Source organism: Acetobacterium sp., assembly GCF_030652775.1.
In the GTDB taxonomy this organism is placed as follows: domain Bacteria; phylum Bacillota; class Clostridia; order Eubacteriales; family Eubacteriaceae; genus Acetobacterium.
Genome location: NZ_JAUSPS010000056.1, coordinates 49,265 through 64,821, shown reverse-complemented (window position 1 = coordinate 64,821; position 15,557 = coordinate 49,265). Strand labels below are relative to the sequence as shown.

Genomic DNA, 15,557 nt, shown 5'->3' with positions numbered 1-15,557 from the left:
CTTAAGTTTTTTGAGACTTTATCATTTAAACAGCGTAGTTATATTCCCCGGTGTCCTGATTCAGATCATAAAAATCGGCATAGCTCAAGCTGAAGACATCTTTGTTTTTACCGGAAACATCGATTTTATTTTTGATCAGGTATTGCCAGAATCCGGTACCAGCGATATTTCCCTGGATAATGACGCCCTGGATGATTCCATTTTTGATGATGACTTTCTGATAATTATGGCGGTCTTCGCGTATAAAGATGTTACAGTTTTCTTCCGGTTCCGGGTTGATATTCCCCAGGGACAAGGTCGTGAGTCCATAGAAATTAACCGTATTTTTAAGGGCATAACGATCTTCATACAAAAGTTTTTCGCCCAGCATGTTAATTGCGGCAATCCGTCCCTGTTTCATGGCATTGGGCCAGATCCCGGCCATTCCGGTAACATCGCCAGCTGCATAAATATCGTCGATATTTGTTTTAAGATCATCCCCGACCAGAATAGCATGGTTGGTCGCAATCCCTGATCCTTCGGTAAAGCTAAAGGCGGGTCGCACGCCGGCCGCAATCACAATGACATCGGCAGGAACCGCTTTGCCACTGGCCAGATGGATTGTTTTTCCCCGCCCGACTTCATCGACATCGACGGAAACGACCTTATCATTTAAAATAAACGCCGCTCCGTGTTCTTCAAACAGCTGCTGGTAAGCTTGAGCAGATTTTTGATCCAGCTGTAAACTCATCACCGCCGGGGTCATTTCAATCACCGTTACCTTTAAGCCCCGCATAAGCATCGCTACTGCAGCGTCCATGCCAACCAGACCAGCACCGATAACCACCGCGTTTTTAGCGGTGTTGCATTCGCTATCCAGCAACTGGGCATCTTTTAAGTCACGGAATCCATAGACATTTTTTGCCTCGCGGAGTCCTGGGATCGGCGGGATGAAATAGGCAGCGCCGGTGGCAATCAGTAGCTTGTCATAGCCGATATCCTGATTATCATGGGTTTTTACCGTCTTTTTCTGTGCATCCAGGCCAATCACGGTGGTGTTACTATGCCAGGTTATCCCATTCGTTTCAAAGAAGTCGTCAGCGATAAAACTGATTCCTTTAGCGTCTCGTTCATGACCCAAAAATTTATGGAGCATACAACGGGAGTGAATGCTGTCTTCTTTAGAGATAATCACCACTTCGGTATCCGGTTCTGAGGCTTTGATTGTTTTGGCCGCGCTGATTCCGGCTGCGCTGGCGCCGATAATAACGATTTTCATAGGCTTACCTCTTTCACTTCGATGGCTTTCTTGGGACAGGCTTTGACACAGCTGGGTCCATCCGGTTTATCATCGCAGAAATCACATTTAATGACCTTGGTCCGGGCTCGTTTATCTGGTTTTAAAACCCCATAGGGGCAGTTCATCACGCACATGTAGCAGGCTGCGCATTTACTTTCATCATACTGTACATGCCCGGTTAACGGGTCTTTTTCAAGGGCGCCACTCATACAGGACAGCACACATTCCGGTTCGTCACAGTGACGGCAGAAAATCGGCAGGTATCCCTTTTGGGCATCAAATTTAATAAAGTTACGGGTTTCCGCATCAGGACTTTGCATATTTACGGTGTAAAAATTACTACCTTCCTCATGGGCACTGATACAGGCGATGTTGCAATTCAGGCAGCCATCGCATTTTTCGCGATCAATGATGATTCGTTTCATGATTACACCTCCTCAGATGTTTAATTCCTTGCGTTTCTTTTCAATGATCGCATCCAGAGTTTCGGCCGCTGATTTGGCATTGTCATCAATGATCAGTTGTCCGCCAGTCAGGTTTAACATATCCTGGGTGAACACCTGAACAGCCACGGGGCTACCGGTAACAAACGGTGGCAATCCTAAATGGAGCGGTAGTCCTAGCGCTAAACCAAAGGCACCATCGGCCAGAGCTTGTTCTTCCAACCATTGTGGCGCTGATAAAACCAGTGGTAATTGTGGTAAATCAACACCAATGGCTTCGGCCAGTTCGGTAGCGACCAACTCCAGACGGCCAATGGCTAGACATGGGCCAAAGTTTAAGACTGGTGGAATCCCCAAGCTTTCACAGACAGCTCGCAATTTTGGTCCGGCCAGGGATGCTGCTGAAGGTGACATCAAACCGACATTTTCTAAGCCTCCAGATGAACAGCCGGCTGACAAGACCAGAATATCTTTGGCAATCAATTCTTTGACCAGATTAACAGTTAGCACATCATGGCCGCCGGCAGTTAAGCTGGAACATCCGACAACGCCAGCAATCCCTTTGATTTCTCCTTTGACAATGAGATCGATCAGTGGTTTCCAGGTTCCTCCCAGGAATGATTTCAGCGAACCCTCACTGACACCAGTTAAGGTATCATCGTTTCCGTGGTCAGCAGCCATGTTCAGAGTAACAACCGCTCGTCTGGCTTGATACGATTCGATCACTGCATCGATAATTTCATTGCTTTGGGTTTCTTTTTCTTCGAAAACAAATGGCTTCATTTCGGCATTGGCTTTTTTGGAAACATCATCAAGACAGATCTGCTTAATTTTTAATTCATCACAAATTGGTTCGATCCCCGGTAAGGTACAGTTGAACTCCGATAATACTGCATCAATAGCGCCAGTGGCCAGAATCGCTTCGCTGGTAAAATTGTTGCCGGCATGGCCGTTGAATACCTCTTTATAATGTTCGCCTCGTAGCTGCAGATCCTGACCAACACAGGTACATCCGACCAGTTTAAACCCTTTGGCACCGACCGCTTTGGCTTTTTCGATGACATCGTCCTGAATCAGCCGATCCTGTAAGTAGGCAAAGATGGAATGCTGATGGCCGGTGATCATGATATTGATATAATCGGTATCAATGACCCGTAAACCGACTGGCGCCAAGCGGATGGATGGTTCGCCCAGCATCACGTCGTTTAACAGATTAGTCAGTGTTAAACCATAAAGGCCGGTGGAAATACCCAGTTTCAAGCAATTCAGATACATATCGACAGGATCGGAATTGAGATTGGTGGATGTTTTAACGACTCCTGCAAAAACCTCGGATTTTGCTCCCCCTGGCAGTATCCCTAATTCTTTCCAACGATCGAAACGCGGTTTATAGGCCATTTTTTCAACCAGTTCCATTTTTACATAGTCAGGCTTATATAAATCGGCTAAGACCATATCGGCTATTTTTTCGGCACGGACATGTTCATCAGCTTCAGCCACTTCAAAGATATCTGCCAGTTTTGCCAACGCCACCTTGCCTTTTAGTACGCCTTTGCTGGCTGCTGTTTTCTTGAGCATCAGTGCCGTGTTTTCGACAATATGAATATAACATCCCGAACCAGCTGAAACAGCTCTCAGGAAGTTTCTGGCAACGATGGTATCAGCGGTAGCACCGCAAACCCCTTTGGGTCCGTCCGGGGTGATTCGACATGGCCCGTTGGAACAGAGACGGCAGCAGATCCCCTGTAATCCGAAACCACATTTGACACTTTGTCCTTCCATTCGGTGATGGGATGTATCGACACTGAGATTGGAAATGAAGGTTTCCAGTTTTTGATCCGCACTTGCACAGGTTTTACAGCTAAAATTTGAATTCATATGTGCCTCCAATAATTTATTATAAAATTTCAACTGATTTTAAATTAACTAGTATCTTTAAAAGAATCACTCTTATTAAAATCATGTTTTAATTATAGATCCGGAATAAATATTTGTCAAGAATGATTCATGGTAAAAATTTGTCATTTTGAATAGTCCAAAAAAATTAAAAAGCCTGATACCAAAGCATCAGGCTTTTTAGATGTTAAAGTTTATTCATTTTTACTGCTAGATTAAGAGTTGCTTTCTTAATTTTGATCAGGCAAAAAGTGACACTTCCATGCGGTTCAGGGAAACATCTTCAGGCAATTTATTTTTGAAATAATCAGCGAGTAGAATTTCCAGTTCGGGATCGTAGTAATCACAGATGCCATTGTTTTCCTTGTTATATATATGCACATGAAATTGTGTATTTGCGTCAAAACGCATCACTTCCTGATTATCCTTCAGTTTTAGAATTAGGCCTTTTTCAGAGAATGTTTCCAGGATATTGTAAATCGTCCCTACCGACATTACATATCCTTGATTTTCCAGGGCGTCCATCAGCATGTCGGCACTAGGATGCGAGGTCATTTCTGACAAAACTTTTAACACACTGATTCGCTGCGGTGTAGCTTTTAATCCGGCACCACGGATCACATCTGTATACATTTGGATCTTTTTATTTTTCATGATTAAGAATAACTCCTAACTAATAATTTCTTTCTTAATTATAGTACGATTATCTAACATTGTCAAACTTCTTTTGCTTTTTTCCATAAAAAAAGTGTCCGGTCTATCATTATCTGAAAAATTACTTCCAATTGCCTGTAACAATTAGTGTAGTCAGATAAGTGTATTACTGGACACTTCATTTTTTTTACGACCTTATTTTGCTTATTCATCATTTAGTCATCTCTCACTCATCACAGCCGCATCGATTTGGGAAGATTTGGTCGATTCTTCTGTGCCATAAATCCATCAGCTATGATTTCATCTCCGATCATTTCTTCTGCAAAAAGCTCATCGTCTGCTGTCAGAATTCGGGTTTCAACGGCAGCTGTCATTTCTCTGCCCTGATCCAATAATCCTCTTGACATACTCTCAACTTCAAAACCTTTTTCAGTTTCAGAGCTGAATAACTTGTCGCCAATAATTTCGTCTGCGATCATTTCATCGGTCAGCACTTCATCATCGGTCTGAAGCTGTTTTGTTTCTATGACCGGCAACATATCCCTACCGCCATCCAGAAAGCCTCTTGGAAAACTTGTTTTTTCTGTCATTTCCTCTTTAAGGAATTCATCAGCGAACTTTTCATTAACAACGATTCCCGTTGTTATTACCATGCCGCAAAAACTGCATTTTGTATCGTCAATACTCAAAATGTAAGTACATCTAGGACAATACTTTGGCATTTTACTCACTTCCTTCCATCTGTATTTTATCATAAATTCACGATCTTTACAAATGAAAGCATGGTTAATCACCCAGTCAATGATGAAATAAAGTTTTGATTAAGTTATGTAAACAGGCTGTTACAGAAGTTTCTATTCTGCAACAGCCTGTATGATTGTATCGATAATATAGTCTGAATTAATCCAATTCTCTTTTATACAAATAAGGTAGTTCCGGCATTTTCGTTGCTGGCGATATAGGTTCCGACCCCAGCATACTCGATCCCGTCAATCAGTTCTTCTTCCTTGATTCCCATCAGATCCATACTCATGGTGCAGGCAATGAAACGAACCCCTGCTTTTTGGGCTTTTTGGATCATGGTATCCAGATCATCCACGTGCTTCTTTTTCATAATGCCCTTGATCATTACCGGGCCGGCACCTAACATGTTCATCATCGATAGCGGCAATCTGGCCGCTCCTTTTGGCATCATGGCGCCAAATATTTTTTCGATAAAGGTCTTGTTGTGACCCTTCCCATCTCTTCTTCTGAGGGCATTCAGTCCCCAGAAAGTGAAAAAGAGGGTGACGTTTTTGCCTTGAGCTGCTGCCCCCTGGGCAATAATCATTGATGCTAAGACCTTATCCAACTCTCCGCTGAAGACCACCAGGGTGGCATTTTTCTGGGTGGATACGGCTGGCATCAGACTGCAGGTCTCCCCGGCATCGCCTTTTCGAATCACGCTGATATAACTTTTTCCTTGGGTTTCCTGTGACACCAGGGTATGTCCATTGGTTTCACACCAGCTTTTAATATCGCTGACAAATCCAAAATCAGTAGCGATAATCTGAACCAGATCACCGGCATTGATACTTTGAACCGCCTCATAAGTGGCCATTAAGGGACCTGGACATTGGAGTCCGGTGACGTCAACTTTTTTCTTAATCACCTGGTTGCCATCGCCACCCTGATCGACATTACCGTCACCGGATTCGTCTTTCTTGGGGACACATTCGCCCACGGTGAAATCGGGCTGAGCCAGTTGGTAGTGGGCGGTTTTGTAGGTGCTGTAACCACCCGATAAATTAAAGACATTGGTAAAACCGTGACCTTTTAAAATTCGGATTCCCAGGTAAGCCCGTTGACCGACCTGACAGGTCACATAAATAGGTGTATCCTTGGCGATCGTAATTTCTTCAATGCGGTCTCTTAATGTATCTAATTCGATATTGACGGCACCCTTGATGGCACCGGCGCTGAATTCAACCGGAGTCCGCACATCCAGCAGAAATCCACCGTTAGCGACAATCTCGTCGATTTCAAACCATTCGACGGTCTGATAGACGCCTTCTTCAATGTTGCTGGCAATATAACCCAGAACATTGACCGGATCTTTGGCGGAAGAAAAAGGTGGGGCGTAGCATAATTCAAAATCCTGGAGATCTAATACCGTTGCGCCGGTTTTCATGGCGGTGGCAATGACGTCAATTCGTTTTTCGGTGCCGTCCTGTCCAACGGCCTGAGCACCAAGGATTTGCAGACTTTTGGGATCATAAAGAAGTTTCAAGGCAATATTGGTAGAATTTGGATAGTAGCCGGCATGGTTGGCGCGATGTGCCATCACAATCTGATAAGCGATTTTCTTCATATCCAATTGCGCCGCATTATTGCCAGTAGAAGCGATCGTTTTGTTAAACACTTTGGCTACCGCAGTTCCCTGAATACCTACATTTTTAGTTTTGATGCCATTGATATAATCGGCAACGACCCGACCCTGACGGTTTGCCGGCCAGGCCAGAGGGATTGCAGTCTGATTTTTGGTGACAAAATCTTGGACTTCAATGGCATCGCCAATGGCAAAAATATCAGGATAAACGGCATCTGTTTCACCATTGATGACCTCATAATTGGCAGTTGTGACAATGTGTCCCCGGGGACCACATTTAAGGTTGGCATTTTTCGCCAGTCCGTTTTCCGGGACGACACCGATGGCCAAAATAACCAGATCTGCCTGCAACACCATGCCACTTTCCAGAACCACTTCAGTTCCCTGTTTTTGGAAATGATCCACACCATCTTCCAAAATCAGATTAACGCAATTGGCATTAATTTCCTGATGCACTAGTTGAGCCATTTCAAAATCCAGGGGTTTTAAAACCTGATTCATTTTTTCCACAAGTGTAACATTGAGACCCAGTTCCTGGAAGTTCTCGGCCATTTCTACCCCAATAAAACCACCGCCGATAACAACAGCTCGTTTTACATTGCCAGCATCAACGATTGCCTTAATTTTGTCAGTATCTGGGATGTTTCGTAGGGTTAATATATTTTCGGCTTCTGCCAGTCCCGGAATAGGCGGTGCAATCGGTTTTGCCCCGGGTGATAGAATAAGCTTATCATAGCTTTCAGTATAAACCACATCGGTCTGATGGTTTTTAACTTCCACCGTTTTAGCAATCGGATCGATCCCGATGACCTCATTAAAATTTCTTATATCCAAATTAAATCGCTTCGACATACCATCGACGGTTTGTACCAGTAATTTCTGACGATCTTTAATCACATTTCCGATGTAATAAGGTAAACCACAGTTAGCAAAAGAGATGTATTCATCTCTCTCGAACAAAATGATTTCATCTTCTTCACTTAAACGACGCAGACGCGCAGCAGCAGTGGCACCGCCGGCGACACCTCCAACAATTAATATCTTTTTCATTATAAATCCTCTCCATATAAAGCCTGAATAATATTTTTGGCTGGCTTACTGATGACTTCATAATAAATTTCATTTCCCGTCCGGTATCCCTTGACTATCCCAGCATTTTTCAGCTTGGATAAATGCTGCGAGACCCCTGACTGGGAAACTTCAAGACACTCTTCCATATAGGAAACGTTACATCGCCCGTTTGCGATCAGCCCTTTAGTGATACAGAGACGAACCGGATGTCCCAAAGCTTTTAGAATCTCTGCCGTTATCTCGTGATCTTTCAAATCCATTTCCATGAAATTTTCTCCTTGTGTTAACATAATAAATCAGCCTAACATTATTATATTAGACTTTTCTAATATGTCAAGCATAATTTTTTTCTTGTACTTCAAAATATTTAACCAGCATCAATCAATCCGGTAATTATTTTGGATTTGGTTGTCATTGAACGCTTGTAATTTTCCCTCTGATACTCCATAAAATCGCTGGTTTGCTGAATAGCCTGAGTTTATTCCTCCTTTATTTAGTTTCTAAATGCTAATTGATTACACATTAACACATTCTAATTCATTAATCAAGAGGATAGTTTTGCTGTTTTATTTTAACAAACTTACCGTTTTTACACTTAAGTGTATTTAAAATGCCCAGTTTTAACAACTGGGCATTTTTATGGGGCGTTTACACAAAAATAATTTGGTTAAGTCCTGCGCCATTTAGACCTCTCCGATCCAATGGTGCTTAGTTACTACCCAGTATTTTATATAATAATCGGTACAGGGTAATTGCTTCCTCATCAGAGATGGGCAGGCATTGCTTGATTTTCTCGGGAATCAGACTAGCTGGCTCTTTGAGTGCTTCGCCCGCTGGAGTCAGTTTAATAATCACATTGCGCTCGTCCTTGGAATCCCGTTTTCGTTTAATAAATCCTGCTGCTTCCAGGCGTTTTAGCAAGGGGGTCAGGGTTCCAGAATCGAGATGCAGATACTCCCCCAGGGTTTTTACGTTGATGGTTTGGTGTTCCCATAAAACCATCATGGCAATGTATTGGGTATAGGTCAGCCCGATTTCATCCAAATAAGGTTTATAGCGTTTGACCACTTCTTTAGCGCTGGCATAAAGGGGAAAACACAATTGGTTTTCCAGTTTCAATTGTTCATTGTCCAAGTCAATCACTCCTTTGAAAAATATACTAAACATTATACCTCACAATTTCATTGCCGGCAATTTTTTAATCGGCGGATTTAAATGAGCCGACTGCCAGAAATAAGGTAATCCCCAGAAAAATTAGTAACGCCACAAGACTGGCGGCCCAATCCCGATTATTACCACTGAAGCCGCTGCGCAGACCATTTAGCAACCACTGAAAGGGATTCAGTAAAATCACCGTCTTGACCCAGGCAGGTGCTGCCGCCAGCGAGTAAAAGGCATCGCTGCCCAGCAATAAGGGCATCGCAATCAGATTGGTGGCAATACTGGTTTGCGCTTCAGTTTTGCATAATCCGGAAACAAAGAAACTGAAAAAAACATAGCCCATCGCCCCCAGGCCACAGACCGTTCCCATCTTCACAACGCTGGCAAAGGATAGCTCGAGATGAAAAAAGACAACACCCACGATCAGAACCAGCATCGCACAGATTAGTGACACCAGCGTCCAGGCGCCGGATACACTGATAATATAGCGGGACAAGGGCATTGGTGTTACTTTTAACAATTGGTATACACCCCGCCGTCTTTGACCCTGCAGCGAAAACACGGTAGTGGTAAAGGCATAAAACAAAATCCCCATGGCCATCATACCGGTTGTTATATTAATAGTATAGTCGGGGTTGCCAACCAGGAAGCCCAATATTAGGGTTCCGCCAATCGGTATAAGAATCGACCAGAACAATAAGAACGGTTCCCGGGCAGCAGATTTGAGTGATAGACTAAAGATTGTATTCATTTTTTCTCCTTAATTTTTTTCAGTGAGTTTCAAATAGAGCATTTCCAAACTTTCAACCTGATGTTTTTCAATCAGCTCTCCCGGACTTCCCTGATCCATTATTTTTCCATGGTTCATGAAAATCAGGCGATCGGCCAATTTTTCCACTTCCTCCATATCATGGGAGGAAAACAGTACGGTCTGATTGTTTTTGGCCAGGCCATCAATCATTTCCTTGATTTCGTGGCGGGAACGGGGATCCAAACCGGCCGTCGGCTCGTCCAGTATCACCAACTCGGGATGATGAACAGTGGTCACGCCGATGGCCAGCCGTTTCTGCTGACCGATCGACAGCTTAACAGCCGGGGTCTTACCGGCATTCTCTAAATGGCAATCAGTCAGCTTTTTTTCAATCGCCTCGTCACTGAGATTGGTGTGATATAAGGCTCCGAATAGTTTGAGATTTTCTTTGGCCGAATAGCCTTCGAAGAACGGGGTGCTCTGGAGTTGGGCACCGATATGATCTTTATAATCAGTCCGCCAATAAGAAATTGAACCCGCATCTGGCGTTAATATCCCCAGCAGCATTGCGATGGTGGTCGATTTTCCCACCCCATTGGGGCCAATCAGGGCCAGGATCTCACCCTGCCTGATTTCGAAATCAATCCCCTGAATGACCTGTTTGTTCTTAAAATTCTTGACCAGTTTTTTTCCTTCAATTAAATTCATCTTGCTCTCCTTTTCCCCTTGTTTATCTTTGTATACTCATCGTTGAGTATATGGTTATTTTTTTCTCCCCCATGACTGAGGGAGAAGTTATTAACGGTTAGATTGCTGTGATTCCAATAGTTTTATGGCATTTTCAATAAAGGCTCTTTGCTGATTGACAATCGCATACATATTGTCAAAGATCAGTTTTGTCATCGGTGGGATATTCTGGTGCATGGCGATATCTTTGAGACGGAAGCCACTCTCAAGCGCCTGGTATTCTTTTTCCAGCGCCACTAATTGATTATTCAACGCCGTTAAAGCTTTTTCCGGAGATACTTTTTCTATAAAAGACAGCCCGGAATACAGGGTCGAGGGATAATTAACAGATGAGTTCTCCAGTGATTCGCCTACCAATTGGCTTAAGTGTTCTGTTCCCATCGTGGTTATTTTATATATCGCCTTTTGCCGGTGTCCGGTTTGTTCGATGCTGTCAACAACAACCAGACCTTCCTTTTCCATTTTTTTTAAGGCATGATAAATGGAGCCGATGAGCACACCACCCCAACGTTCCGCATCGGATATTCGCAGCATCTGCTGAATATCATAGCCGGACATGGGTTGTACATCAAGAAGACCCAGGACAAGCACACGTGTCAAATTGTCCACCTCCAATACTCTACGTTGAGTATTCTACATTGTTTATGGCCTTTTGTCAAGCTTCATTTATATATTATTAATCCCCTCGGTGACACTTTGGATGTTACGCAAGCCGTTTTTAATTTCTTCAGGTGAACAGACATGAATACTGTTCGGCAGGTAATTGAAAAATTCCCTAAACACAATCACGATGCCAATTTCCTTTATGGTCAGCTTCATCATCAGATGGTTAGTCTCATTGACCAAGATAAATTCAACCCGTTCTTCATTGACCAGATATCGGACACATAAATTTTTGGCACAGGTGATCAGTCCATCTCTCAGCACAAAAATGTCAGAAATGCGAACACCAGCTTTTTCCAGCGACTGGCCGGAGACGGTAGCTTTATCCTCCGCACTGGTATTAAAATTAAGGAGACTGTCGAGTTGATCAAAGGCAATGTATTTTTCGATAATATTATTTTTTTTGATTTTTTCAAACGAAGGTAGGGTATCATTGAGCCAAGTTTGCGGCGCTTTTTCGACAAATAAGGCACATTTACTGAGAATGGATTGGGATTTTTCGCGGTAGTAGTCGAGTATTTCCGGATCTTCATAAATAATGGCACTTTCAAAATCTCGATCAATGGTGATCACATGCTTTGAGGTGATAAAATAATTGGGGACAATAATGCTAATATCGTCATATATTTTAGTCCCCGAGTAGAAATAATAGGGTTCATATTCAATATTATCCAGACTTTTTAATGACAGAACTGTTTTCAGGATGTCCAGATTATTTCCCAGCTTTTTCTTATTGACCAATGGAATAATATTTTGAATTTTTCCGCCCTGGTTTTGACCATTGACCCGCATAATCAGATCATAAAGGAAATGATGCTTGAAATTGATGGACATGATGATATGGGAATTTTCACGTTTGCCCATTTCTTCCATAAAACAGCTGCGGATGATCCCCTCAATTTTAACCTGACCCTTAATGATGCGGGCTTTGTCGGAAGTCAACTGATTTTTTACCAAATATTCTTCGGTTTCCACCCAGTTTTTTTCGGGATTAACCTGATTGCAGATTTCACCAAAAAGAGCAAAAATATCCTGGCTGTTTTTTAATACTTCCCGATCATCATATTCATTTTCATAGAGCGTATACAACTGCTTTTTTTTATCTTTAGTCAGGTTTAGGGTGAGCATTATTTTTCGCAGATCTTCTAAATTCATTTTGCGTTTACCTGACAGAAAATGCTGGAAGGTTGAGCGATCCACGCCTACCTCTTTAGCGAGTGAAAAAATTGTCATGTTTTTTTCTTTAATCATGTCTTTTAGTACATTGCCGATTTCCTGACCCATTTTATCCCTCCCTCTTTTGTTACGGTTGTTCGTTAGGATTGTTTTTTCGATGCGATGCCAGTCGCCCTGTTACCTTACCGACATACTCTTCTGTTTATTGCTATTATTTTAACAGTACGATGCAAAATAATCAATATATGCTACCAAATAACCATGTTTTTTCGCAACAAAGAATTATACCCTCTTTTTCCAAAATAAAAAGCGTGCGTCAGCACCAGGGCAACGCACGCAAAGATAAAGAATTGTTAAATCTTATTTATCAGAGGTTGAATTTGAACACTTGATTTTTTAATATCAAATAGCTTTTCTTGAATCGATTGCTTGAGTGACTAAATGTCGTCTATTTCTTTTTGTCGTTCCAGCTGCCGCTGCGCCGTTTTGATAACATCGTCAGTTTTATCCATTTCGTCATACTTGGTATAGAATCCGAAAGAGACTGATAATTTAATCGATTGAACCTTGACCTCATCCATATTCTTTTTAAACCGTTCCAAAGCCCGTTCAACCTTGGCACCTTCAGTTCTGGGCATCAGAATAACAAATTCGTCGCCTTCGTAGCGAGCCACAACATCATCGCCCCGAACCCCATATTTGAGAACCTGAACAGCTTTTCGCATTAGAATATCGCCGACTGCATGCCCATACTCGTTATTGATCTTGGACATGCCGTTGATATTCATGAAAATGATGGATAATGGATAATATTGCTCTTCATCCATGCGTTCCAGTTCTTTTTCATAAAATCGGCGATTATAAACCCCGGTCAGCTGGTCGTAAAAAGACAATGATTCCATGTTCTGATCGAGGCTGTTTTTCTCTTTTAACATATCTTTAATAAAATTCTTATTCTCGGTCACGTCCTGAATAAAGCAGACAAGGCCGATGATTTCGCCATTGCTTTTTTTGATCGGCGCCCAATGGTTTTTTCCCACCACCACATTGCCGTTCTCGCTTTCGTATTCTTCAAGGGAAGAAAACTGCTCTCCGGCCAGCACCCGGTCAAAAAAACCCCGTAAGTTCTCACGTTCTTCATTACTATCAATGATATCCAGAATCCGGGTTCCGATGGCAATATTAACGCCCCATTGCTCTTTCGCCATGGCTTTATGGCGATTATTGAAGCTCAGGTAACGGTATTCCCGATCCAGTCCAAAAACTAGAAATTCATGGGTTGTTTCAAGAATCGTCTTCAGCAGACTATTTGCTAACTCCAATTTTTCAGTCAAAGCTAGGACAGCCTCTTCAAATGACTGTTCTTCTATTTTTTTTCTATTATCTTCATTAATTGTTTCAATATTAACCACGCTCATATTTTTACTCACTAAGCCTCAACCTCCAAAATTATTTTAATCTTAGATTCAATCAAAATGTATTCCTAATTATCCCAGAACACACTGTACATTGTAACATTTCCGTAGTTAAGATTCTACTTTTTTCTCCGGTAATTTATTTAACCGCATATCGCCTTGGCTAAATTATCTGTCGAACGGCTGAATTTTTTAACTTTTGTCAATTATCATGCAGTTCAGCTGATTTTTTATCCACCTAGATTTTGACGCCTTCTGGAAATCCGATTGAAAATCCCGGTTGCTTAACTATTTTTTTATTAGGTAAATTGATTTTTTCCAAGGCGTTACAGCCAAAGAAGGCATATTCCCCGACCGTCTCCAATTCTCTGGGCAGGTGAATCTCAAACAGCTTTTTACAGCTGTAGAAACAGCTGATGCCGATGTGCTTTAACTGCTCTGGCAGGATGATTGATTTTATTTTTTCGCAATCCTTAAACGCATGACTGCCTAAGACTTCCAATTGACTGTCACCGGGAAATTCCACTGTTTCGAGCCCTTGGCAACCCAAAAATGCCGCCTCTTCAATTGCGATCACAGCATCCGGAATTACCAGTCCAGCCATCGATTTACAGCCTTCAAAGGCCGAGGTGCCAATAACTTCCAGCACTTTGCATCGGTTCAGGTCGATTTGTTTCAAGGCTTCGCAACCGTAGAAGGCAAAATCTTCAATGGCTTTCAGGGTACTGGGAAAGGTTACCGTTTCCAATTGGGTGCACTTATAAAACATGCTTCGCTTGACAACCTCAACGCCCTCAGGAATATGCACTGATTTTATCTCATTGTCATGGCGGTATCCGTGATTTGCCGCCGCCTGAAATTCCGCAGCATTGTTAAAAAGCAGTTCTTTTTCAGGCTCGCCAACCGCTTTCAGATCAACGGCTAATGGCCAGTCGGCGGTGGTATTAGGGGTCGCATCCAATTTTCCCAAAACCTCTTTTTTATCATCCAGCGTCTGGTTCATCAAGATGAACTCGTTTTTTAAGGTGGCCAGTTCTTCGCGGACAGGATTTAGTTCCGGGGTTATGATTTCGGCAACGGGCTGGTTGGCTTCAAGTTCACTTCGAGCGTCGAATAACTCAGCGCTGAGAATCTGCAGCGCATCTTTGGATTCATCAACTTTTTCGCAGAGGGTCAGCAATTCCGTTTCCGATGCCTGGATATTCGCCTTTACCACATTTAATTTATCTCTGGAAATTTCCAGTTCTCGTCGGGTGGTTTCCAACTCGTTGTTTAAACTTGACAATTCCATTTCTTTTGTTTCAATAACGTGATTGATTCGCATCAGTTCACGGTTGACAGGTAATGGGTTGATGCTTTCGGCAATGCTGTCGGTTAATACCGGTTGCGCTTTTTGATCGGGTCGCTGATCAAAGATAATCAGATAAAAATCCTGATCCATTGACGCTTTCTTCAGCAGCGGAACCACCCTGATTTTAAGGTTGATGGTTTCGCCGTTTCGTTTCACTGACAGTAATGGGGACTCCCCCGCTAACTGCGTGGTAACAGCCTTATACAGGGTGGTATTTAAATCTCGGCGCAATTTCTTGCGAGCCATTTTTAAGACGTTACTTAACCCGTAATAACCCTGAGCCGGTTCCAGAAACAATCCGGTATGTCCATGAACATAGCAAATATTTCCCAGGTGATCTACCAACACCCCCGCCGGGGCATATTCTTTTAACAGTGCCTCCCGGGTCAGCTCTGCAACGCTCTTCTTTTGAGGGGCAACCCTCCGGATAATGGTTAACAAGAGCGGCCACTCCAGCGGCGCTCCAGACAAGGGTAAAAAACGATCGACTAGCCGATATTGCTTTTTAGTCCAATCCCCTGCTGCTGTTATATTCTGTTGTTTCATAACCGATTCCTCCATATCTTTGTATCTCTTTGCACC

The 15,557-nt window shown here is 42.8% G+C and carries 14 protein-coding genes; all 14 read right to left on the bottom strand.

Translation table 11 applies throughout. The features are described 5' to 3' along the window. Window positions 1-25 precede the first annotated feature (25 nt). Window positions 26-1,258 (bottom strand): NAD(P)/FAD-dependent oxidoreductase, encoded by a 1,233-nt coding sequence (locus Q7J41_RS10405; RefSeq protein WP_304887801.1) that lies wholly within the window; start codon window positions 1,256-1,258, stop codon window positions 26-28. Next, window positions 1,255-1,704 carry a 4Fe-4S dicluster domain-containing protein gene (locus tag Q7J41_RS10400; RefSeq protein WP_304887799.1) on the bottom strand — a complete coding sequence of 150 codons (450 nt, stop codon included), beginning with the start codon at window positions 1,702-1,704 and terminating at the stop codon, window positions 1,255-1,257. The genes Q7J41_RS10405 and Q7J41_RS10400 overlap by 4 nt, the downstream gene beginning before the upstream one ends. 12 nt (window positions 1,705-1,716) lie before the next feature. After that, the gene (gene cooS / locus Q7J41_RS10395) at window positions 1,717-3,600 is read right to left on the bottom strand and encodes an anaerobic carbon-monoxide dehydrogenase catalytic subunit (protein WP_304887797.1); all 1,884 of its coding nucleotides are present in this window, start codon (window positions 3,598-3,600) and stop codon (window positions 1,717-1,719) included. A gap of 258 nt (window positions 3,601-3,858) precedes the next feature. Further along, on the bottom strand, window positions 3,859-4,272 hold the full coding sequence (locus tag Q7J41_RS10390) for a Fur family transcriptional regulator (protein ID WP_304887794.1): 414 nt from the start codon (window positions 4,270-4,272) through the stop codon (window positions 3,859-3,861). Window positions 4,273-4,505: 233 nt separating this feature from the next. Then, window positions 4,506-4,994, bottom strand: coding sequence for a zinc ribbon domain-containing protein (locus tag Q7J41_RS10385; protein ID WP_304887793.1), 489 nt, complete (start codon window positions 4,992-4,994; stop codon window positions 4,506-4,508). A 194-nt stretch (window positions 4,995-5,188) separates the two neighbouring features. Then, the gene (locus Q7J41_RS10380) at window positions 5,189-7,690 is read right to left on the bottom strand and encodes an FAD-dependent oxidoreductase (RefSeq protein WP_304887791.1); all 2,502 of its coding nucleotides are present in this window, start codon (window positions 7,688-7,690) and stop codon (window positions 5,189-5,191) included. Next, window positions 7,690-7,977: a helix-turn-helix transcriptional regulator gene (locus Q7J41_RS10375; RefSeq protein ID WP_026395660.1), complete on the bottom strand. Its 288-nt coding sequence runs from the start codon at window positions 7,975-7,977 to the stop codon at window positions 7,690-7,692. Before Q7J41_RS10375 ends, Q7J41_RS10380 begins: the two co-directional genes overlap by 1 nt. A gap of 442 nt (window positions 7,978-8,419) precedes the next feature. After that, window positions 8,420-8,845, bottom strand: coding sequence for a MarR family winged helix-turn-helix transcriptional regulator (locus Q7J41_RS10370; protein ID WP_304887788.1), 426 nt, complete (start codon window positions 8,843-8,845; stop codon window positions 8,420-8,422). 64 nt (window positions 8,846-8,909) lie between these two features. After that, the gene (locus tag Q7J41_RS10365) at window positions 8,910-9,623 is read right to left on the bottom strand and encodes an ABC transporter permease (RefSeq protein ID WP_304887786.1); all 714 of its coding nucleotides are present in this window, start codon (window positions 9,621-9,623) and stop codon (window positions 8,910-8,912) included. A 9-nt stretch (window positions 9,624-9,632) separates the two neighbouring features. Next, complete coding sequence (locus Q7J41_RS10360) at window positions 9,633-10,331, bottom strand: ABC transporter ATP-binding protein (RefSeq protein WP_304887784.1); 699 nt, start codon at window positions 10,329-10,331, stop codon at window positions 9,633-9,635. A gap of 90 nt (window positions 10,332-10,421) precedes the next feature. Next, on the bottom strand, window positions 10,422-10,961 hold the full coding sequence (locus Q7J41_RS10355) for a PadR family transcriptional regulator (protein ID WP_370651009.1): 540 nt from the start codon (window positions 10,959-10,961) through the stop codon (window positions 10,422-10,424). 75 nt (window positions 10,962-11,036) lie between these two features. After that, entirely contained in the window at window positions 11,037-12,317 is a 1,281-nt protein-coding gene (locus Q7J41_RS10350; RefSeq protein ID WP_304887780.1) for a helix-turn-helix transcriptional regulator, read from the bottom strand. Between the two features lie 329 nt (window positions 12,318-12,646). After that, on the bottom strand, window positions 12,647-13,639 hold the full coding sequence (locus Q7J41_RS10345; protein WP_304887778.1) for a sensor domain-containing diguanylate cyclase: 993 nt from the start codon (window positions 13,637-13,639) through the stop codon (window positions 12,647-12,649). A 223-nt stretch (window positions 13,640-13,862) separates the two neighbouring features. Then, window positions 13,863-15,521 carry a leucine-rich repeat protein gene (locus Q7J41_RS10340; RefSeq protein WP_304887777.1) on the bottom strand — a complete coding sequence of 553 codons (1,659 nt, stop codon included), beginning with the start codon at window positions 15,519-15,521 and terminating at the stop codon, window positions 13,863-13,865. Window positions 15,522-15,557: the final 36 nt, after the last annotated feature.

Coding starts and splice junctions, on each gene's coding strand:
- Q7J41_RS10405 (WP_304887801.1), bottom strand. CDS start 1,258: ATGAAAATCGTTATTATCGGCGCCAGCGCAGCCGGAATCAGCGCGGCC.
- Q7J41_RS10400 (WP_304887799.1), bottom strand. CDS start 1,704: ATGAAACGAATCATCATTGATCGCGAAAAATGCGATGGCTGCCTGAAT.
- cooS (WP_304887797.1), bottom strand. CDS start 3,600: ATGAATTCAAATTTTAGCTGTAAAACCTGTGCAAGTGCGGATCAAAAA.
- Q7J41_RS10390 (WP_304887794.1), bottom strand. CDS start 4,272: ATGAAAAATAAAAAGATCCAAATGTATACAGATGTGATCCGTGGTGCC.
- Q7J41_RS10385 (WP_304887793.1), bottom strand. CDS start 4,994: ATGCCAAAGTATTGTCCTAGATGTACTTACATTTTGAGTATTGACGAT.
- Q7J41_RS10380 (WP_304887791.1), bottom strand. CDS start 7,690: ATGAAAAAGATATTAATTGTTGGAGGTGTCGCCGGCGGTGCCACTGCT.
- Q7J41_RS10375 (WP_026395660.1), bottom strand. CDS start 7,977: ATGGAAATGGATTTGAAAGATCACGAGATAACGGCAGAGATTCTAAAA.
- Q7J41_RS10365 (WP_304887786.1), bottom strand. CDS start 9,623: ATGAATACAATCTTTAGTCTATCACTCAAATCTGCTGCCCGGGAACCG.
- Q7J41_RS10360 (WP_304887784.1), bottom strand. CDS start 10,331: ATGAATTTAATTGAAGGAAAAAAACTGGTCAAGAATTTTAAGAACAAA.
- Q7J41_RS10350 (WP_304887780.1), bottom strand. CDS start 12,317: ATGGGTCAGGAAATCGGCAATGTACTAAAAGACATGATTAAAGAAAAA.
- Q7J41_RS10340 (WP_304887777.1), bottom strand. CDS start 15,521: ATGAAACAACAGAATATAACAGCAGCAGGGGATTGGACTAAAAAGCAA.